The 19525-nt window shown below is 71.2% G+C and carries 21 protein-coding genes; 12 read left to right on the top strand and 9 right to left on the bottom strand.

From position 1 onward, the window contains the following. Positions 1-97 precede the first annotated feature (97 nt). From CRM89_RS22135 to CRM89_RS22125, 3 genes are read left to right on the top strand one after another with little or no spacing between them, the layout of a single operon-like run. Entirely contained in the window at positions 98-850 is a 753-nt protein-coding gene (locus tag CRM89_RS22135; RefSeq protein WP_098086015.1) for a LamB/YcsF family protein, read from the top strand. Positions 851-863: 13 nt separating this feature from the next. Continuing rightward, entirely contained in the window at positions 864-1556 is a 693-nt protein-coding gene (locus tag CRM89_RS22130) for an allophanate hydrolase subunit 1 (RefSeq protein WP_098086012.1), read from the top strand. Continuing rightward, positions 1553-2416, top strand: a complete 864-nt coding sequence (locus tag CRM89_RS22125) for a biotin-dependent carboxyltransferase family protein (protein WP_098086009.1) — start codon at positions 1553-1555, stop codon at positions 2414-2416. Before CRM89_RS22130 ends, CRM89_RS22125 begins: the two co-directional genes overlap by 4 nt. Here CRM89_RS22125 and CRM89_RS22120 read toward each other — a convergent pair. Then, positions 2408-4069, bottom strand: a complete 1662-nt coding sequence (locus CRM89_RS22120; protein WP_098086006.1) for a DUF4185 domain-containing protein — start codon at positions 4067-4069, stop codon at positions 2408-2410. The two genes, CRM89_RS22125 and CRM89_RS22120, sit on opposite strands and share 9 nt — an antisense overlap. A gap of 111 nt (positions 4070-4180) precedes the next feature. Between CRM89_RS22120 and CRM89_RS22115 the strand changes: the two genes are divergently transcribed. Continuing rightward, positions 4181-4492, top strand: coding sequence for a hypothetical protein (locus tag CRM89_RS22115; RefSeq protein ID WP_098086004.1), 312 nt, complete (start codon positions 4181-4183; stop codon positions 4490-4492). A 4-nt stretch (positions 4493-4496) separates the two neighbouring features. Here the strand turns inward: CRM89_RS22115 and CRM89_RS22110 are convergent, their stop codons facing one another. Continuing rightward, complete coding sequence (locus CRM89_RS22110) at positions 4497-4991, bottom strand: MarR family winged helix-turn-helix transcriptional regulator (RefSeq protein WP_060593927.1); 495 nt, start codon at positions 4989-4991, stop codon at positions 4497-4499. A 94-nt stretch (positions 4992-5085) separates the two neighbouring features. On the opposite strand from CRM89_RS22110, the gene CRM89_RS22105 reads away from it, so the two are divergent. Continuing rightward, the gene (locus tag CRM89_RS22105; protein WP_060593928.1) at positions 5086-5517 is read left to right on the top strand and encodes a nuclear transport factor 2 family protein; all 432 of its coding nucleotides are present in this window, start codon (positions 5086-5088) and stop codon (positions 5515-5517) included. Here the strand turns inward: CRM89_RS22105 and CRM89_RS22100 are convergent. Together CRM89_RS22100 and CRM89_RS22095 are read right to left on the bottom strand one after the other, a co-directional pair. Next, positions 5514-6992: an MFS transporter gene (locus CRM89_RS22100; protein ID WP_098086001.1), complete on the bottom strand. Its 1479-nt coding sequence runs from the start codon at positions 6990-6992 to the stop codon at positions 5514-5516. The genes CRM89_RS22105 and CRM89_RS22100 overlap by 4 nt on opposite strands. 49 nt (positions 6993-7041) lie before the next feature. Next, positions 7042-7527, bottom strand: a complete 486-nt coding sequence (locus tag CRM89_RS22095; protein ID WP_228792242.1) for an NUDIX domain-containing protein — start codon at positions 7525-7527, stop codon at positions 7042-7044. Between the two features lie 169 nt (positions 7528-7696). Here CRM89_RS22095 and CRM89_RS22090 point away from each other — a divergent pair, with 169 nt between their 5' ends. Continuing rightward, entirely contained in the window at positions 7697-8473 is a 777-nt protein-coding gene (locus CRM89_RS22090; RefSeq protein ID WP_098085998.1) for a pirin-like bicupin family protein, read from the top strand. Between the two features lie 131 nt (positions 8474-8604). After that, positions 8605-9093 (top strand): DUF4190 domain-containing protein, encoded by a 489-nt coding sequence (locus tag CRM89_RS22085; protein ID WP_011212178.1) that lies wholly within the window; start codon positions 8605-8607, stop codon positions 9091-9093. A 7-nt stretch (positions 9094-9100) separates the two neighbouring features. Here CRM89_RS22085 and CRM89_RS22080 read toward each other — a convergent pair whose 3' ends face one another. Further along, positions 9101-9646, bottom strand: a complete 546-nt coding sequence (locus CRM89_RS22080; protein WP_011212177.1) for a hypothetical protein — start codon at positions 9644-9646, stop codon at positions 9101-9103. A 129-nt stretch (positions 9647-9775) separates the two neighbouring features. Between CRM89_RS22080 and CRM89_RS22075 the strand changes: the two genes are divergently transcribed. From CRM89_RS22075 to CRM89_RS22065, 3 genes are read left to right on the top strand one after another with little or no spacing between them, the layout of a single operon-like run. After that, positions 9776-10636 carry a helix-turn-helix transcriptional regulator gene (locus CRM89_RS22075; protein WP_011212176.1) on the top strand — a complete coding sequence of 287 codons (861 nt, stop codon included), beginning with the start codon at positions 9776-9778 and terminating at the stop codon, positions 10634-10636. Positions 10637-10638: 2 nt separating this feature from the next. Continuing rightward, complete coding sequence (locus CRM89_RS22070) at positions 10639-11022, top strand: DUF397 domain-containing protein (protein ID WP_098085995.1); 384 nt, start codon at positions 10639-10641, stop codon at positions 11020-11022. 27 nt (positions 11023-11049) lie between these two features. Beyond that, on the top strand, positions 11050-13065 hold the full coding sequence (locus CRM89_RS22065) for a M13 family metallopeptidase (protein WP_229434805.1): 2016 nt from the start codon (positions 11050-11052) through the stop codon (positions 13063-13065). 64 nt (positions 13066-13129) lie between these two features. On the opposite strand, the gene CRM89_RS22060 is transcribed toward CRM89_RS22065, so the two are convergent. The 3 genes from CRM89_RS22060 to CRM89_RS22050 form a co-directional block, all read right to left on the bottom strand. Then, positions 13130-13996 (bottom strand): Ig-like domain-containing protein, encoded by an 867-nt coding sequence (locus CRM89_RS22060; protein WP_041560516.1) that lies wholly within the window; start codon positions 13994-13996, stop codon positions 13130-13132. A 314-nt stretch (positions 13997-14310) separates the two neighbouring features. Continuing rightward, complete coding sequence (locus CRM89_RS22055; protein ID WP_228821808.1) at positions 14311-15573, bottom strand: cytochrome P450; 1263 nt, start codon at positions 15571-15573, stop codon at positions 14311-14313. Between the two features lie 138 nt (positions 15574-15711). Continuing rightward, positions 15712-16254 (bottom strand): DUF6764 family protein, encoded by a 543-nt coding sequence (locus tag CRM89_RS22050; RefSeq protein WP_060593933.1) that lies wholly within the window; start codon positions 16252-16254, stop codon positions 15712-15714. A 222-nt stretch (positions 16255-16476) separates the two neighbouring features. Here CRM89_RS22050 and CRM89_RS22045 point away from each other — a divergent pair, with 222 nt between their 5' ends. Further along, positions 16477-17082 carry a hypothetical protein gene (locus tag CRM89_RS22045; protein ID WP_098085989.1) on the top strand — a complete coding sequence of 202 codons (606 nt, stop codon included), beginning with the start codon at positions 16477-16479 and terminating at the stop codon, positions 17080-17082. Positions 17083-17142: 60 nt separating this feature from the next. Next, a complete protein-coding gene (locus CRM89_RS22040; RefSeq protein WP_098085987.1) occupies positions 17143-18660 on the top strand; it encodes an MFS transporter in 1518 nt (505 codons plus the stop codon). A gap of 63 nt (positions 18661-18723) precedes the next feature. Here CRM89_RS22040 and CRM89_RS22035 read toward each other — a convergent pair whose 3' ends face one another. Continuing rightward, positions 18724-19398 carry a hypothetical protein gene (locus CRM89_RS22035; protein ID WP_060593935.1) on the bottom strand — a complete coding sequence of 225 codons (675 nt, stop codon included), beginning with the start codon at positions 19396-19398 and terminating at the stop codon, positions 18724-18726. Between the last annotated feature and the right edge of the window lie 127 nt (positions 19399-19525).

Genomic DNA, 19525 nt, shown 5'->3' with positions numbered 1-19525 from the left:
CTGGATCGAGGTACCGGTCCGCGCGTACCGGATTGGCCGGCGGGCACCGGCCGACGACAATGGAACCGCACGCGCCGCAGCGACGGGAGGAGTCACGATGCCGCTGGATCTCAACAGCGATCTGGGCGAGGGCTTCGGCTCGTGGACGATGGGCGACGACGCGGCCATGCTCGACCTGGTGACCAGCGCCAACATCGCCTGCGGCTTCCACGCCGGTGACCCCTCGATCATGCGCCGCACCTGTGCGCTGGCCGCCGAACGCGGCGTCCGCATCGGCGCCCACGTCGGCCACCGCGACCTGGTCGGTTTCGGCAGGCGCCGCATCGAGATCGACCCCGCCGATCTGCGCGACGAGGTGCTGTACCAGATCGGCGCCCTGGACGGTTTCGCGCGTGCCGCGGGCAGCCGGGTGAGTTACGTGAAACCGCACGGGGCGCTCTATCACTCGGCGGCCACGCGCCGCGACCTCGCCGACGCGGTGCTGGCGGCGATGACCGACCTCGATCCGAAGCTGGTGTTGCTGGGCCCGGCGGGTACCGAGCTCGAGCACGCCGCGACGGCGGCGGGCGTGCGGTTCGTCGGCGAGGGCTTCGCGGACCGCGCGTACACGCCGGAGGGCCGGTTGGCTCCCCGCGGCCGGGCGGGCGCGGTGCTCGACGCCGACGCGGCGGTGGCGCAGGCGGTATCGATCGCGACCGAGGGGCGGGCTCGGGTGGTCGAGGGCGGCACCGTCGAGGTGGGCGCGGGCAGCCTGTGCGTGCACGGCGACACCCCCGACGCGGTCGAGATGGCGCGGCGGATCCGGGACGCGTTGGCCGCCGCCGGTGTGGTCGTCGAGGCGTTCGGGTGAGCGCGCTGCGGGCGTGACGGGGATCGGTGCCGTGGCGAAGGACGCCGAACAGTGGTGGATCCGGGCCGCCGGTGACCGCGCCTGGCTGCTGTATCCCGGAAGTGCGATCACCGCGGCGCGCGTTGCCGCGCAGCTGCGCGAGCGGCCGATCGAGGGGGTGCAGGATGTCCTGCCCGCGGCGGAAACGGTGCTGGTGACGGTGCTGTCGCCCGCGCACGCCGAGCCGGTCCGGCGCGAGTTGGCGGCGCTGCTGACGCCGGGCGCCGCCGTTTCCCGTGAAACAGTCGGCGTGGCAAGTCTTTCCGACTCCGAAACGGCACCCGAGCCGGTCGAGATCCCGGTGCGATACGACGGCGCCGACCTCGCGCACGTGGCCGAACTGCTCGGTACGACCGTGCCCGCGGTGATCGAGGCGCATACCGGCACCGTGTGGCGCTGCGGATTCGTCGGCTTCGCACCGGGTTTCGGCTACCTGGAAGCACCGGACGGACGCCTGACCGTCCCGCGTCGCGACCGCGCCCGCACCGCCATCCCGGCCGGCGCGGTCGCCCTGGCCGGCGGGTACTCGGCGGTGTACCCACGCAGCACCCCGGGCGGCTGGCAGCTGATCGGGCACACCGACGCCGTGCTGTGGGACGTCGATCGCGATCCGCCAGCGCTGATCCGCGCGGGCTCGGCGGTCCGGTTCGTGGCGGTCGACCGATGATGCGGGTGCTGGCGGTCGGTCCGGCGGCCACGGTGCAGGACCTCGGCAGACCCGGGTGGTTCCATTCCGGGGTCGGTGTGGCGGGCGCCGCCGATCGCGGGGCGCTGCGGTTGGCGAATCGGCTGGTCGGGAATCCGGAGGACGCGGCGGGCATCGAAGTACTGCTCGGCGGTCTGGTCGTACGCGCCGAGCAGCACCACACCGTCGCCGTCACCGGTGCGTCGGCGCCGGCGACCGTGGACGGCGTCCCGGTCGGGCACGCGAGCGTGCTCGAACTCGCGCCGGGAGCGACCCTGCGCCTCGGTCTCGCCTCCCACGGACTGCGCAGCTACGTCGCGGTGCGCGGCGGCGTCGACGTCGCGCCGGTGCTGGGCTCGCGCAGCCGCGACACGCTCGCGGGCATCGGGCCCGAACCACTGCGCGCCGGTGACCGCCTGCCGATCGGGCCGCCGCCGCGCACACTGCCGCTGGTCGATCTCGCACCGGTCGCGCCGCAGCCCGACCCCGTGACGGTGCGCGCCCTGCCGGGGCCGCGCGCCGACTGGTTCACCGACCCCGACGCGCTGTTCACCGGCCTGTGGTCGGTCACCACCGACACCGACCGGGTCGGCGCCCGGCTCGCGCGGGTGGCGGGTCCGCCGCTGCGCCGCGCGGTCGCGGGCGAATTGCGCACGGAGGGCATGGCATCGGGCTCGGTGCAGGTGCCGCCGAGCGGCGAGCCGGTGGTCTTCCTCGCCGACCATCCGATCACCGGCGGCTATCCGGTCGTCGCGGTGGTGCTCGACGCCGATATCGATCTGGTCGCCCAGATCAGGCCCGGCGGACGGTTGCGGTTCCGCCGGGCGGACCGATCAGCGTGAGCGCACCGGCGAGCGCATGAGATAGACGTTGTAGCTGTCCCAGGCCGACATGGTGAAGTACAGCTCGTCGCCGGTGGACCAGGGATGGATGAAGCCGCCGTAGGCCTTCGGATAATCCGAGGTCGACACCAGCGGCACCCCGTCGGTCCACGCGCCCTGCGGGGTGGTCGCCTCGCGCAACACGATCGCGCCGCGCGCGGAGTCCAGGTAGACCATCTGCCAGCGTTCGGTGCCCGCGTCGTAGCGCACCGAGAGCTCGCTGGCGATACCGAGGAACAACGGCGTGGCCTGGTTCTCCGCCGCGGGAGCCCAGTCACCGTTCACCCAGTACTGGTAGGCGGACTTGTTGAGCACGTGCTCCTTGGGCACCCTGGCCAGCCCCACCACACCGACCCGCCCGTTCGGGGTGCCGAACATGTAGACGTAGTCGCCCTGCGGCACCATCGCGGCGACCTGGAACCGGCCGAGCCCGAACAGGTTGTCCCACTTGGCGTGCTGGTCTTTCACCCAGGTGGAACCGTTGTCGTCGGAGTAGGCGATGCCGCCGTAGTTGGTCCACCACATGCCGGGGATGCGGCTCCAGCGGTTCACCGACATGTAGCTCATGTACTGCCGGTCGCCGAGGGCGAAGCCGGAGGTCGGGATGACCGTGGTCTCCCAGTTCTTGATCTTGCGGCTCGACAGCAGCTCGGCCGCATGGCACCGGCTGTCCTGCACCATCCGGTCGATGCGCACGCCGTCGGAGAGGTCGGTGTCGGTGCTGTAGGCGAGCGCGTTGCTGCGCCAGTCCGATCCGCCCGCGCCGCCGTACTCCCAGCCTTCGCCGAAGGTGTCGCCGAAGACCATCGCCACCTCACCGGGCTTGGTCTCCCACATGATGCCGAGGTCGGTGCCGTTGATCGCCCAGCGCACGTCGGTGCGGTTCTCCGAACCGTGCCCGGTCACCTGCTCCACCAGCTCCGCGGTGTCGACCACGGGGGCGGCCGGGGCGGGCGCGAGCGGTCCCGGCTCGACCGGATGCACGACCTCCGGCGGCGCCGGCTGCGGATCCTGTTGCGGCCCACCGGGTACCGGGATGGGAATGGGCTCGATCTCGGGGCGGATGCTGATGCGCGGCACCTGCACCCCGGCGAAGCTGCTCCCGGTGTCGCCGCTGCCCGCCGAGGAGCCGCTACCCGCCGACGAGCCGCTGCCGGTGTCCGCCGACCCGGGCACGTCGACCGACAGTTCCTCCTCCTCGGGAGTCTCCTCGGTGCCTTCCTCGGCCTTCGTGTCGTCCTCGGCCGGCGGGGCGGTCTCCGGCTCCACCGGTTCACGCAGGTCCGGGCACGGGTCGCCGCACGGGTCCTTGGGCAGCGGGTCGGCGGCCACCCGGGTGTAGTCCGGAGGCGGGTCGGGCACCGGGACCAGCGTGAGTTCCGGGATCGGCACGGGGATCTCGATCTCGGAGGGGATCTGGACGGGCGGCGGCGCGGGCTGCCCCGGCATCGGCAGCCGGGCCAGCGGATCGAAACCCGTTTCGCCGCAACTGTTCACCGGTGCGGGCATCCAGGGATGGGGCGCGGCCGCCGCGGTCGGCGCCGGAATCCCCACCAGACCCGCGACGAGAACACTGAAGAACGCGGAGGTCTCCAGCTTTCTCGGTACACCCATGTCGGTCGGCTCCCCGGTTCGTAGCGGTCGGGTGATCAACTTACCGGACCGTGCTGCGCGGGCCGGTGATCCGGCCGGAACCGAATGGCACAGGGCCGCGTCCAATCCCATATGAACGAGATCGGGTACTCCTTCGGCACCGGCGACGGCGAGGTCCACCACTGGTCCTCCCTCACCGACCTGGACCTCGCGGGCACCGGTGCGCTGGACGCGGTCTGCCTGGATTTCGACGGCGACGGCCTGGCCGACGACGCGCTGTGGGAAACCGGCGGCGAGTACCCGGTTCCGCAGGCCGGGCCACCCGACGGGTTCGCCGGCCTCGACCCGGTCGCGCTCGACGACATCGGGCGGTTGGCCGATCAGCGTCCCGACCGCGCCGCCGGTGTGCCACCGAGCCCGCCGTCCGTGCCGTGGGCGGGCTGAGCGGCTACGGCGGGTCCGGCGCCGTCCCGGCGTCCGCGAGGTGGCGGTTGACGCGATCGAGCAGTGCGAACAACTGGGCGCGCTCGTCGGGGTCCAGCGGCGCCAGGATGTGCTGGTCGACCTGTTCGAGGACGCGGTCGAGCTCATCGAGGCGGCGTGCGCCCGGCTCGGTGAGGGTGATGACGTTGCGGCGCCGGTCGGCCGGGTCGGGCGCCCGGCGCACCCAGCCGCCCGCTTCGAGGTCGTTGAGGACGGCGACGAGGTCGCTCGTGAAGACATGGCTGCGCGTCGCGAGCGCCGCCTGGCTCGCCGGTCCGAACTCGGCGAGCGCGGCCAGCACGACGTAGTGATCCTTGTGGGCTCCCACCGCGCGGAGCGCCGTGCGTGCCGCGCGGGTCATCTGGGCGGCAGTCATCGCGGCAAGGCGGGATATCCGCCTGGTCAGGCGCTCGGGGGTGTCCGCGCCGCGGTCGAACCGCAGTTCTTCGCCGGTCTCCATGTCGGCAGCCTACCGCTATTGCATTAGTACTTCTAACGGTCTATTTTTGTTAGTACTTCAAACATTAGTTCTACTAACAGAATGGGAGATCGTCGTGACCGGCACTCCAGCTCTCCTGCGTGACCTCGCCGACCGCGCCGAACTGTCCGAGCTCGTCGCCCGGCACAGCGTGTGGGTCGACGAAGGCTTCGCCGACACCGACCGGCTCTTCACCGCGGACGTCGAGGTCAGTTCCCCGCGCGGCGAAGCGCACGGCATCGCCGAACTCGACGCGCTCGTGCGCAAGGGTCACGCGGTGTACGCCCGCACCCTGCACACCAAGGGCAATCTCGTCATCGAGATCGACGGCGACACCGCGACGGTGCGTGCGCACGACCTCGCCGTCTTCGTCATCGACGACACCACCGAGGCCGTCGCCGCCGGAATCCACCACTACCGGGCACGCCGGACCGCCGAGGGCTGGCGCTTCGACCGCCTCGTGGTCTCGCCGGTCGCGCTCACCGAGGCGCTGGGCCGGGCCCGCTAGCGCGCCTGGCCGGTGCGCCGGGAATTGACGGCGACGAGGACGACACCGAGGCCGTAGCCCGCCGCACCGGCCAGCACGACCGGGAGTGAACGGCCGTCCGCCGGGACCACCAGCGCGGTGAGCGCGATGGCGGCCACGAAGGCGAGGTTGAACACGGTGTCCTGCAACGCGAACACCTGGCCGCGGCGGCGGTCGTCGATATCGATCTGCATCGCCGCGTCCCCGGTGAGCTTGATGGTCTGCCCGGCCAGTCCGAACAGGAAGGCTCCGACGAGCAGGAGCTGATGGGCGCGGTGCCCGGCGGCGCCTGCCCCGGCGAGCGCGGTGGGTGTGACGAGCAGTAGTTGCACGAGCATCGCGCCCACCAGCCCGACCACCACGGTGCGTGGTCGGCCGAGCCGTGGGATGACCAGCGGCGCCACCACCGCGGCCACCAGCATCCCGGCCGCCGTCGCGGCGATCGCGACACCGAAGCCGATCAGTCCGGCGCCCAAGGCCGACCCGTCGGCGGGCTGACGCAGCACCAACACCATGATCAGCGTGTTCGCCCCGAACACCACCCGGTGGGTGCCGATGCCGATCATCGCCGTGGTCACCGACGGCGCGGCCCACACCGCCGAGGCCGCCGTCCGCAGCCCGGCCGCGATCGCTCGCACGGTGCCCCGGTCGGCGCCCGCGGTCTCGCTGCCGGTCGCAGCGCCGTCGTCCGCCCGACCGGCGTCCGCCGTCTCCCCCGAGGCCGCGCGACCGCTCGTATCCCCGACGGCCACGTCGGCACCCGCCTCGGTGCGCCGACGATCCGCTCGTGCCGCCGGGCCGGGCCCCAGCACCCCGGCGCGGAACCCGACCGACAGCACCGCGCCGATCACCGACCCCACCGCGCTGCCCGCCACCGCCACCGCCGACCCGGTATCACCGGCGCCGACCACCCCGATCACGGCCACGGCAGCGCCCGCGCCCACCCCCGCGCACCCGGAGGCGACCGTCGCGAGCGCCGAGTTCATCGCCACCAGCCAGTGCTGATCCAACACCCGCGGCAGCGCCGCCGACACCCCGGCCTGGACGAACCGGCTCACCCCCACCACGGCCAGCGCCAGCAACAACAGCGGCGTCTCACCGATGCCCGCGAGCAGGCCCGCCGCGGCGATCCCGATCAGCACCGCGCGCACCACGTTGGCCAGCAGCAGCACCGCGCGCCGATCCCAGCGGTCCAGCAACGCGCCCGCGTACGGGCCGATCAGGGAATACGGCAGGAGCAGCACCGCGAAACCGGCGGCGATGGCCAGCGGATCGGTGTGGCGTTCCGGATTGAACAGGATGGCGCCGGAGAGCGCGGCCTGGAACATGCCGTCGCCGAATTGCCCGGCGAACCGCACCACCGCCAACCGCACCACGCCGGGGCTGTCCCGCAGCGCGGTCCGCAACGACGGTGGTTGCGGGGCGGCGGGGCAATCCGGGGGGTGACCGATCGACACCGCCCCGATTGTGCCGTGTCCGCGGCCACGGTCGGGCCACGGCCGTGCCTCAGTCGGGGTGAACCAGCGCCCGCACCGCCGTGCGCGTGTCCGGTGCCATCGGCAGGTCCTCCAACGCGCCCGCGTCGATCCAGGCGAACGCGTCGTGCTCGCCGGGCGCCAGCGCGACCTCACCCGGCTCGGCCTCGACCAGGAAACTGAACTTGCGCACCCGCGGTTTGCTGCGTGTCGCGTAATCGATCGCGCCGAGAAACCGCTCGATGCTGCGCAGCCGCAACCCGGTCTCCTCGAACAACTCTCGGGCCACGCATTCGGCGAACGATTCCCCCGTTTCCACCCCACCGCCCGGCAATTCGTACATTCCGCCGTAATAGTCGTCGGGCACCCGGCGGACGACCAGCAACCGGCCCTCCCGGAATACCGCGATTCCCACCACGAAATCGGTGATGCCCTGCGCACGCGCTTGTTCGCGCAACTGTTCCTCGACGCGAGCGAGCGCCTCCGGTCGCATCTGCTCGTCACCTCCGGTTGGCATTGTGGCCCACGGTGTTTCCCCGCTCGTAATCCGGTACTGCTCGCCTGCCGTTCACCGGCGCGACGCTCGCGTAAAATGCCGAATGCGGGACAATTTACTAGGAATGTGGCGCACCGCGAGGTGAGGTGCGCCCCCGACCATCGATGCACGGCCGCAGAGAGGAGGACCGATGTCCACACTCGCGACGCCGCACATCGATGTCCACCGGGGCGGCGACCGGATGAAAACACGCGTGTCCTGGCTGGATTCCAAGCATTCGTTCTCCTTCGGCGCGCATTACGACCCCGACAACACCCATCACGGCCTGCTGCTGGTGAACAACGAGGACATCGTGTTGCCGGGGCAGGGCTTCGACACCCACCCGCACCGGGACATGGAGATCGTCACCTGGGTGCTCGGCGGCAGCCTGGTCCACCAGGACTCGCTCGGGCACAGTGGCGTGATCTACCCCGGTCTGGCCCAGCGGATGAGCGCGGGCACCGGCATCCTGCACTCGGAGAAGAACGACTCGTGGCGGCTGGACAACAGCGTCGAGCACGACGAGCCGGTGCATTTCGTGCAGATGTGGGTGGTGCCCGACGAGCCGGGTGGCGACCCGGGCTACCAGCAGCTCGAGATCGATGACGAGCTCGCCTCCGGCCGGCTCGTCACCGTCGCCGCGGGCCTGCCCCGCTACCGCGACCGCACCGCCATCGCGATCGCCAGCAGCCATTCGGCCCTGCACGTGGCCAGGATGCCGGGTGATCCCGCCGCCCCGGTGCACCTGCCCGAGGCGCCGTACCTGCACCTGTTCGTGGCCCGTGGCGAGGTGGAGATGGAGGGCGTGGGTCCGCTGTACGCAGGGGACGCGGTGCGGCTCAGCCACAGCGGCGGCCAGCGGGTGACCGCGCACGGCCCGGCGGAGATCCTGGTCTGGGAGATGCACGCGCGCCTGGGCGGGCAGTGAGTTCGGCACGCTGAGGGCCGCGCTCGTCCCGGGCGTGGCCGGTTCGTCCGATTAACATCGGGGACCAGGGAGCGCGATCAGGTGTGGACCGTCGCGCGCGAGCGCCCGTCCGAGCGATGAGAGGAAGACTCATGTCGCAGTACCCGCCCCCGGGCCAGTATCCGCCTCCCGGCCAATACCCGCCGCCGCCCGGCCAGTATCCGCCCCCGGGCGGTCAGTACTGGCAGGAGTCGCCGCGGGGCAAGGGCATGGCGATCACCGCGCTCGTCCTCGGCATTCTGGCCCTGATCAGCTTCGTCACCGTCTTCGGCGGCTTCCTGTTCGGCCTGTTCGGCCTCATCTTCGGCATCATCGCGCTGGTCAAGGCGCGCAAGGGCACCGGAGGCGGCACCGGGATGGCGATCACCGGCCTGGTGCTGAGCGTGCTCGGGCTGATCGGGGCGACCCTGGTGGCGATCGTCGGCTGGAGCTTCTTCGTCGACACCGGCGGCAAGGATCTGGTCGACTGCCTGAACAAGGCGGGCACCGACCAGGCCAAGATCGACGAGTGCGAGCGCAAGTGGACCGAGAACGTCGAGGACCGCTTCAGCATCACGCTGACACCGGCGCCGACCCCCTGATCCGCGCTCAGTACGCCGCGCGCTGCCGCGGTGTGGTGGCGGTGGTGCGGGTCGCGCCGATCACCTCGGCCAGCTCCGGCCGGTAGTCGCCCTCCGGCGCCGAGACCCAGGTGCGATAGCCGGTCTGCTCGTCGGCCGGTGAGGGCAGCACGATCCGGCTGCCCGGCAGTGCGACCGACGCGCACACCCGGAACAGGTCCGCGAACAAGACCATGTCCAGGTAGGAGTTGTCGTTCGGCCCGGTGAGGAAGGTCCACCGGTCCGAGCGCGGGTGCGCGATGATCGGGCAGCGCGGCGGCCCGCCGAGCAGCTCGCGCACCTTCGCGCCGAGCGGAGCGGGCATCACCACCGCGCCGACCGCGCCCACTTCGAGCATGATGCGCCCGAGCGCGGGGTCGACGACGGCGAAGAGCCGATGATCGGTGCGGTAGCGGCGACAGCGGACGAAAGCGTCTTCGCGGAGCGGAGTGCGGCCCGCGGCCGAGCGCGGTGACCGCGGCTGCGCGGTGTCGAGCGAACGGTGACTGCCAGAACCAGTGCGGGACGTGCTCATGACGAACCTCGCCTCGGTGCGGAGTGGACCTTTCGGGTGTAACCAACCGCTGTCTCGACAGTAGACCCGGGCAACTGCGCTGACAATAGTCACCGCCGATGCGGTGGTCACGAAGTAGCATCGCCTGGCATGGCACCCGTCTCGCCGACCGTCGCGCGCTGGGAGCTGGTGTTGCGGCTGCGTGAGCTGCGCGAACAGCGCGGTTTCGATTCCGCGGGCTTCGCCCGCCGGGTCGGCTTCACCCCGGCCAACTGGTCGCACGTGGAGAACGGCAGGCGAGTGCTGACCGCACGGACGATCGGCCCGGTGCTCGACGTGCTGGAGGTGCCCGACGACGAACGCGCGGAACTGCTGGCGCTGTTGCAGGCGGGCAAGCAGCGCGGCTGGTGGAGTCGGTCCTCGGCGCTGATCGGCCCGGAGTTGCAGCGGTTGTACGGGATGGAGTACGGCGCGCAGAGCATCCGCAGCTACGACAGCCTGATCGTGCCGGGCCTGTTGCAGACCGAGGACTACGCGCGTGCCCTGATCAGCGCGGACGTGATGATCCGTCCGGTGCAGGTCGACCAGCTCGTCGCGATCCGCCTGCGCCGCCAGCAGCGGCTGCGCGGACCCGACCGCGTGGAACTCACCGCGATCGTCGGTGAGGCCACCCTGCGGCAGCAGACCGGCGGCCCGCAGGTGCTGCGCGGGCAGCTCGAGCATCTGGCCCGGCTCGTCGACGAACTCGACACGCTGGAGGTGCGGGTCATCCCGTTCACGGCGACGGCGGGCGCGATCCTGGGCGGGTCCAGCTTCCATCTGCTCGACTTCGCAAGCGAGCAGCTACCGACGTTCGGCTGGGCCGAGAGCGCTGTGTTCGGCGGCCCGGTGGAAGATCCCGAGCTGGTGCGCGATCTCGGCTTCGCCTATCTACGCGCCCTCGACCAGGCACTCTCTCGCGCCGACTCCGCAGCGCTGATCAGGCGTTACGCTTCCGGAGTAGACTCCTGATCATGGCCACCACCGCGGGGGCCCGGTCGGGTGACACCGGCTGGTTCACCTCGAGCCGTTCGAACAACGGCAACCAGTGCGTCGAGGTCCGCTTCGACGGCGAGGCCGTGCTGATCCGCGACAGCAAATATCGTCGCGACCCGGCCGCCGATCCCGCCGCCGAGCCGGTGATCACCGTGCCCGCGACACTGTGGTCCGACTTCCTGGGTGCCCTGCGCGCGGGCCGCCCCCATCCCGGTCTCGGCACCGAGCCCACCGTCGACGGCGGCATGTTCCTGCGGCACGGCGCGATCACCCTGCGCTACACCGCCGCGGAGTGGCAGGCGTTTCTGGCGGGCGTGCACGACCGCGAGTTCGACCCCGCGCTCGCCGCACCCGGCCGCTGACCCGGCCAGGTGGGCATACTGGACTGCGTGACCTCCGAACTGACCAGTCCCTCCGGTATCGATCTTTCCCATCTCGACGAGTCCGTCCGGGTGCAGGACGACCTGTTCGCGCACGTCAACGGCAAGTGGCTGGCCGACCACGAGATCCCCGCCGACCGAGCGGTCGACGGCGCCTTCCGCGCGCTCTACGACCAGGCCGAACTCGATGTCCAAGCGATCATCCAGCGCTGCGCGCGTGACGATCAGGACGACGCCGACGCCCGCCGGATCGGCGACCTCTACGCCAGCTTCATGGACACCGACACCGTGGCCGCGGCCGGGCTCTCGCCCATCTCCGCCGAACTGGCCGCCGTGCGCGACGTGACCGACCGCGGTGCCTTCGCCGCGCTGCTGGGCAGGCTGGCGCGCACCGGCGTCGGCGGCGCGGTCGGCTGCTACGTCGACACCGACGACAAGGATTCCAGCCGCTATCTGGTGCACCTGACGCAGTCCGGCCTCGGCCTGCCCGACGAGTCCTATTACCGCCAGGACGAATTCGCCGAGATCCGCACCACCTACATCGCGCACATCGGGCGCATGTTCGCCCTCGCCGCCGCCGACCCCCGCATCGGCGCGCTGTTGCCGCAGGATCCGGACACGGTGGGGCAGCGGATCTTCGAGCTCGAGCGCAGGCTGGCGGCAGGCCACTGGGACGTGGTGCGCCGCCGCGACGCCGAATTGAGCTACAACCTCACCACGTTCGACGCGCTCGTCGCCGAGCAGCCCGAATACGACTGGGCCGCATGGACCTCCGCACTGGCCGAGGGCGTGGATCGCGACGGGCCCGAGCTGTTCGCCGAAGTGGTCGTCCGCCAGCCCGATTACCTGCGCACCTTCGCCCGTCTGTGGGCCGAGGCCGACCTCGCCGACTGGCAGGCCTGGGCCGCCTGGCGCATCCTGCGCGCCCGCGCCCCGTACCTCACCGACGAGCTGGTCGAGGAGAACTTCGCCTTCTACGGCCGCACGCTCACCGGCGCCACCGAGAATCGGGAGCGCTGGAAGCGCGGTGTCTCGCTGGTGCAGGAGCTGCTCGGCGAGGCCGTCGGCAAACTGTACGTCGCCGAGCACTTTCCGCCCGCGGCGAAGGCCAGGATGCAGGAGCTGGTGGCGAACCTGCAGGAGGCCTACCGGCGCAACATCGCCGAGCTCGACTGGATGAGCCCGGAGACCAGGCAGGCCGCGCTGGCCAAGCTGGAGAAGTTCACGCCCAAGATCGGGTACCCGGACCGCTGGCGCGACTACTCGGGCGTGCGGATCGATCCCGCCGATCTGGTGGGCAACTACCGTCGCGGCTACGCCGCCGAACACGACCGGGACCTGCGCAAGCTCGGTGGCCCGGTGGACCGCGACGAGTGGTTCATGACCCCGCAGACGGTCAACGCCTACTACAACCCCGGCATGAACGAGATCGTCTTCCCGGCCGCGATCCTGCAGCCGCCGTTCTTCGACATGAACGCCGACGACGCCGCGAACTACGGCGGTATCGGTGCGGTGATCGGGCACGAGATCGGCCACGGGTTCGACGATCAGGGTGCCAAGTACGACGGCGACGGCAACATGGTGGACTGGTGGACCGACGCCGACCGCGCCGAGTTCGCCAAGCGCACCAAGGCGTTGATCGAGCAGTACAACGTGCTCTCGCCCAAGGACCTGCCCGACGAGCACACCGTCAACGGCGAATTCACCATCGGGGAGAACATCGGCGATCTCGGTGGCCTGTCGATCGCGCTCGAGGCCTACAAGATCTCGTTGAACGGCGCCGAGCCGCCCGTCATCGACGGTCTGACCGGGCTGCAGCGGGTGTTCTTCGGCTGGGCGCAGGTGTGGCGCACCAAGGCTCGCGCCGAGGAGGCGATCCGCAGGCTGGCCATCGACCCGCACTCGCCGCCGGAGTTCCGCTGCAATGCCGTCGTGCGCAACATCGACAGCTTCCACGAGGCCTTCGACGTGCGCCCCGGCGACGCGCTGTACCTGGACCCGGCCGAACGGGTCAAGATCTGGTGATCGAACGCGAGACGCCGACCGCGCACGCTGCGCGATCGGCGTCTCGTTCGTTCGGGTCGGGCGATCAGTTCCAGTCGCCGAGACCGTCGCGGGCGTTGAGGGTGCCGCCCGCGGTGTTCTGCACGATGACCGGGTCGCCCTTCTGCGCGTTCTCGAAGAACCAGCGCGCGTCCTCGGTGCTGACGTTCAGGCAGCCGTGGCTGACGTTGGCGACACCCTGCTGGCCCACCGACCACGGCGCGGCGTGCAGGAAGATGCCGCTGTTGGAGAGCCGGGTGGCGTACTCGACGTCGAGCTTGTAGCCCTCCGGCGCGTCGATCGGCACACCGTAGGTCGAGGAGTCCATCACCATCTGGCGGTGCCGCTCGCCCACGATGTAGGTGCCGTTGGGGGTCTCGTGGCCGGGCTTGCCCAGCGAGGTCGGCATCGTCTTCACCACTTCACCGTTGCGGGTGATGGTGATGGTCTTCGTCGCGTCGTCGGCGGTGGTGATCTGCGCGTCGCCGATGCGGAACGAGCTGGTCGTGCCGCCCGCCTCCACGCGGACATCGGTGTTGGCGGGCCAGAAGTCGTTCGGCCGCCAGCGCACCTGCTTGTCGCTCCACCAGTAGAAGTGGCCGGGCGCCTCGTTCGAGGAGGTGATCTTGATGGCCTTCTCGGCCGTCGCGCGATCCTCGATGGGCTCCTTGAAGGTGATGATGATCGGCTGCGCCACGCCCACCGTCTCACCGTCGGCGATGTTGATGTTCGGCGGCGCGAAGTTGGCCTGCGGCGTCGGCTCGGTCACCGCGGACGCGGATCCGGAATCGAGACCCGGGAAGAGCGGCTCCGCCTGGGCGGGCGCGACGATCACGGCACCGGCCGCGGCGATCGCCGCGGACAAGAGGACGCCCCGGCGTAGCCGGCGGGTCAGCCGGTCGTGCGTGGGCATCGGCCTGTCGTTCGAAGCGGCATGCATTGGTTTCTCGTCCATTCCATCTCCCGCGCGCACGCAGCGGGCGAGACATTTCATCGGCGTGTAGTGACGGCCCCCGACCTCGTCCATTCCTACCTTCCGCACACCGCTCGGGGCCAGTCGTCCCGATCGGTGATAGGCAACCGGAGCCGGTAGTGACTGCCATCACAAAAGGGGTTGTGCGCGGCGGCCTTTCGTGAAAGTCGCCGGTCACGCCACTGCCCGGCAATCTCGTGGCCAACAGGCCGTCCGTCCGGTTTCCCCGGCTGCCAAACCTGCTGTGAGCTAAATCACCCGATCACGGTGAAGCTGATTCCGCGCCACGGCCCGGTGGCGATGTTGTGCGGGACGGCGCGCGGTGCCGGGCCGTACCGGTAGCGCGGGGTCAGCCGCAGTCGCGCCGCGCCGAGCACGGTGTCGAGCACGACGCGCAGTTCGAGTTCGGCCAGCGCCGCGCCGGGGCACCGCCGGTGTCCGCCGCCGTAGGGCGCGAACTCGAACGGTCCGTAGCCGCGCTCCCGGAACCGCTCGGGACGAAACCGCCACGGGTCGGGCCAGAGCTCCGGCTGCGAGTGCAGCAACGGTACGGCGACCCCCACCGTGTCCCCGGCCGCCAGCGGTGTGCCGAACAGGGTGCGTGGCTCGCAGAGGCGGCGCAACACGATGGGAACCGGCGGATGCAGCCGCAACGTCTCCTGGCAGGCCGCGTCCAGCCAGGCGGGCTCGCCGCGCACCCGGTCGAGCGTTCCGGGGGTGCGGTGCAGGTGGTAGAGCGCCCAGACCAGGCTCGTCGCGGTGGTTTCGTGACCGGCGACCAACAGCGTGCGCAGCTGATCGCACAGCTCGTCGTCGGTGCGCCCGGCCGCGATCAGCGCGGCGAGCAGATCGCCCGACGGACCGCGGGTCCGGCGGCGGACCACGTCGGCGCGGATGAGGGCGTCCAGGCGAGTACGCGCCGCCAGGAAGCGGTCCCACGGTGCCCGTCCCCCGCACCCGCGCCGCAGCGCCGGTACCAGCAGCAACGGACCGGAGAAGGCGGTGAGGAAATTCGTGACCGCGGCGCGGTAGGTCGCGTGACGGGCTTCGTCGTCTGCGCCGAACACCACGGCCAGGATCACCCGCAGGGCCACCGCCCGCGCGGCCGCACGGGCATCGATCCGCGTGCCCGGCCGCCAGCGGGCGACCTCCGCCGCCGCCGCGGTGCGGATCAGTTCCGCGTATCCGCGCGGTCCCACGGCGCGGAGTACCGGGGTGAGCAGCGCGCGGTCGGCCCGGTGCCGCTCCCCCGCGGCCAGGATGAGCGACCCGGGCCCGACCATCGGTTCGATCGGGTTCGGCCGCGGCGGTCGGACCGCGTGGGCGGGCAGCCGGAACACCTCCCGCGCCCCCGCGGAGCTGCCGGTGAAGACGACGGCCCCGAATCCGGGAAAACCCACGACGAAGGGATCGCCGGTCCGCGCGCGCCGCCACCGCAGGTACCGCTGGAAGTCGAGCCCGGCGGCCACGGCGTGCAGCATGCCCGGTCCCGGTGCCACCGGTCCCTCGCACGTCATGCCGATGCCACGAACCACGGGCGCGCCCGGTTCGATCCGGGATCGCAGCGCGGCGTAGCCGACCGGGCCCGGCGGGTCGTGCGGCTCGGGGCGCCTGCCGGGCTCCTCGCGCCGGGCGGCTGTCGTGCGGGCCGGGTCTCAGCTGCGATCGGCGGCCGTGACCGGCAACGTCGGTTTCCAGCTGCCGAACGGCGTGGTCAGGCAGGTCGCCCCGCTCTGCATGTTCCACGCGATCGCCCCGGAGCCGAGGCACACCACCGACCCGTCCGGCGTACCGCCCACTTCCGCCCGTGAACCCTGGAACGCGATCGCCACCGCCATCGCCGGACCGGCGGCCGGGTCGGCGGCGATCATGCTCAGCGCCATCGCGTCGGGCCCGACGCCGACCGCGATCGGGATGCCGCCGGTGCCCTCGCTCGCTCCGACCCCACCGGCGGCGCCCACGCCGAGCGCGGCCGCGCCCTGGCTCGCACGGGCATACCCCACCCCGTCGTACCCGGCGGAGCGAGCGTGGCCCGCCGCGTCGCTGGCCGCGCGGCATCCGGTGCTGCCCTCGATGACGGTGATGTCGGCCCCGCCCTCGGCCGTGCAGTGCACGGAGGTTGCTGACGCCACCCCCGGGATCATCAAGGAGCCGCCCACCGCGGCGGTCGAGCAGAGAATCGCGCTGATCAGGTTCATGGACTGCCCCTTTCGCACCGTGCTTCCCACCATACCCAGCCCGGTTGCTGGCGGTGGTCGCGCACGGTCCACCCTGTCCAGTGTGCCCACCGAGCGCCGACCGACTCGACGGTTACCGGCCCGGTGGTGTATGCATGGCTTGGTATTTCAAGCTCAGCTCGTCAACTGCGGGTCTACCGGCCGGGTGTGAGTTCGGAGCGTTACAGCTCGGGAGGACTGTACGTGTCTCGTCAATTGGTATCCGGCCTCGCGCTCGCGGTGGGCGCCACCGTCGCCGCGTTCACCCTGTCGGCCTGCTCGTCGACCATCGACGGCCGGGCGCAGCCGGCGATCGACGGCACCATCGACGCCGTCACCACCAGCACGCCGAAGCCCAGCTCGCCGCGCTCGAGCAGCAGGCCGTCGCCGACCAAGGAAGAGGGCGACACCGATTTCGAGGCCAGCATCGGCGATTGCGTGACGCTGGGCGGCACCACCATGAACGCCACCATCGAGAAGGCGTCCTGTGGGAGCCGCGCCTCCAATTACAAGATCATCGCCAAGACCGCGACCAGCTCGTCCTGCCCCAGCGATCGCGACAACTACTACGCCGAAACCCTGAACGGGATCGAACAGGGTGCGTACTGCCTCGACATCGACTGGGTGGTCGGCGGCTGCATGGATGTCGGCGGCGACGACCCGAAGCGGATCGACTGCACCGAGCGTGGGCTGCAGGGCGTGCGCGTCACCGAGATCGCCGAGGGCGCCTCGGACGCAGGCGCGTGCGGCTCCGGGCTGGGTTTCGAGTACCCGGAGCGCCGGTTCGTGGTCTGCGTCGAGGAGCTGTAGCGCGCGCGTCGACCCGTCGTTGTCCCGGTGCGGCCGCGCCGGTCCGGTTACCGTGGACCGGTGAGTACCCCGGCGGAGCTTCCGCGGTTGCACTCGGCCACCGGCCGCTGGATCCTGCTCGCCACCATTCTGGGGTCCTCGGTGGCCTCGCTCGACGCCACCGTCGTCAACATCGCGCTGCCTCGCATCGGCGAATCCCTCGACACCGATGTGGCGGGCCTGCAATGGACGCTCAACGGCTACACCCTCACCCTCGCCTCGTTCATCCTGCTCGGCGGCTCGCTGGGTGACCGGCTCGGCCGCCGCCGGGTGTTCGTCTGGGGCACCGTGGGATTCGCGGTCACCTCGGTGCTGTGCGGGCTCGCGGTGAACATCGAGATGCTGGTGGCGGCCCGCGTGCTGCAGGGTGTCGCGGGTGCCATGCTCACCCCGGGCAGCCTGGCGCTGATCTCCTCCTCGCTCGACGAGCGCGACCAGGGCGCGGCGATCGGCCTGTGGTCCGGCTTCGGCGGGGTGGCGGGTGCCCTCGGGCCGTTCCTCGGCGGCTGGCTGATCGACTGGGCGGGCTGGCAGTCCATCTTCTTCATCAACGTGCCGCTGGCGCTGATCGTGGTCGTGGTGGCGCTGAAACATGTGCCGGAGAGCCTGGATCCGCAGGCGCGCGGCAAGCTGGACGTGCCCGGTGCGCTGATCGTGGCCGCCGCGCTCGGCGCGCTCACCTTCGGCCTGATCGATGGCCTGCCGCTGTTGACGGTGGCGGGTGTGCTGCTGCTCGCGGTCTTCGTCGTGGTCGAACGGCGCAGCGACCACCCGCTGGTGCCGCCCGCCCTGTTCACCGGTGCCTTCCCCGCCGACCGGCCCGGTGCCGCCGCCGCGAGCGGGCGGGTGTTCACCGCCGCCAATCTGGTGACGCTGGCCGTCTATGCCGCGCTCGGCGGCGTGTTCTTCCTGCTGGTGCTGGAATTGCAGCTGGTGGCCGGCTTCTCGCCGATGGCATCGGGCCTGGCGACGGTGCCCATCACGCTGATCATGCTGGTGCTCTCCGCGCCCGCGGGCCGCTGGGCGCAGCGGCACGGCGCCCGGGTTCCGATGACCGTCGGCCCGCTGCTCGGCGCCCTGGGCCTGGTGCTGCTGCTGCGCATCGGCGAGGAGGCGAACTACCTCACCGATGTACTGCCCGGCGTGCTGGTGTTCGGTCTCGGCCTCGCCGCCCTGGTCGCGCCGCTGACCGGCGCGGTCCTCGGTGCGGTCCCGCCGACCGAGGCCGGCGTCGCGTCCGGGGTGAACAACGCGGTCGCGCGGACCGCGCAATTGCTCGCCGTCGCGGCCCTGCCCGGCCTGGCGGGGATCTCCGGTTCGCTCACCGACCCGGCGGCCTTCGACGCCGGTTTCGAGACCGCGATGTGGATCTGCGTGGGCCTGCTGGTGGTGGGCGCCCTGCTGGCCGCGGTGTTGCTGCGGCCGGTGCGGCGGGCGCCGCGGCTGGACGAGGTGGACTGCCTGCCGCAGTGCGGGGTCACCGGCCCGGCACTGTCGCCGACGCGCCCGAGTGTCGTGGGTGAATCACGCGAGAAGTGACTCGACAAAAGAAATAAGGAGCGGGCCGTTCGCTGCCCGCTCCTCGTCTTCCGCGCCCGTCGATCAGATCGGGACGTACCCCGAGCCCACTCCGCCGCGCGCGTTGAGGTCGTTCATGATCGCGGTCATGTTGGTGCCGACCTCGGGGCCGAAGCAGGCGATGGCCAGGTAGGCGTTGACCATGCCGACCAGGGTCGAGCCGACGACCACCGGCGCACCGGAATCGCCCTCGACCACGCACATCTGCGCCCAGGTCTCGACGTTGGTGCCGAAGACGTCGCCCCAGGCGACACCGCAGGTGTTGCCGGTGGTGCGGCCTTCCTTGCACACGATCATCGGGAACTGGGCCGGGCCGCCGAGCCCGGTGATGGTGACGTTGCCGATCCGGTTGACCGGCGTGATCGCGCCGGGCTGGAACTGGATGACGGCGTAGTCGAGTTCGTGGTTGGAGTAGACGAACCGGCCGACCACGCCCGCACCACGGTCGGCCTCGGAGTACACCTCCGCGCCGGGCTCGCCGCAGTGCCCCGCGGTCAGCCCGACGAGCCTGCCCGCGCTGTCGTGGCCGACGGTTGTCACGGTGCACTCGTACATGTCGTCGACGATGATGCCCGAACCGCCACCGATCACCGGCGCGCCGGGATCCGCGACCGCGGCCCCCGCGCCGGTGCCGAGCAGCGCCGCGCCCAGGGCGACGGCGAGGACGGCATTGGCCGCCTTGGCGAGTGTGCTGAACATGTCCCTCCAGATGTCGGAAGCCCGCACGATATCAATGTGTCGCATTCATCGTGTCAGTATTCGGTCTCGGTAGCGTCTCGTACTGCGGTCGGCTCGGCATGCCGCGCGGGTCCGCGCATAGCGGTCT

The organism is Nocardia sp. FDAARGOS_372, assembly GCF_002554515.1.
Taxonomy (GTDB): Bacteria; Actinomycetota; Actinomycetes; order Mycobacteriales; family Mycobacteriaceae; genus Nocardia; species Nocardia farcinica.
This window is presented reverse-complemented; position numbering and strand designations above follow the sequence as displayed.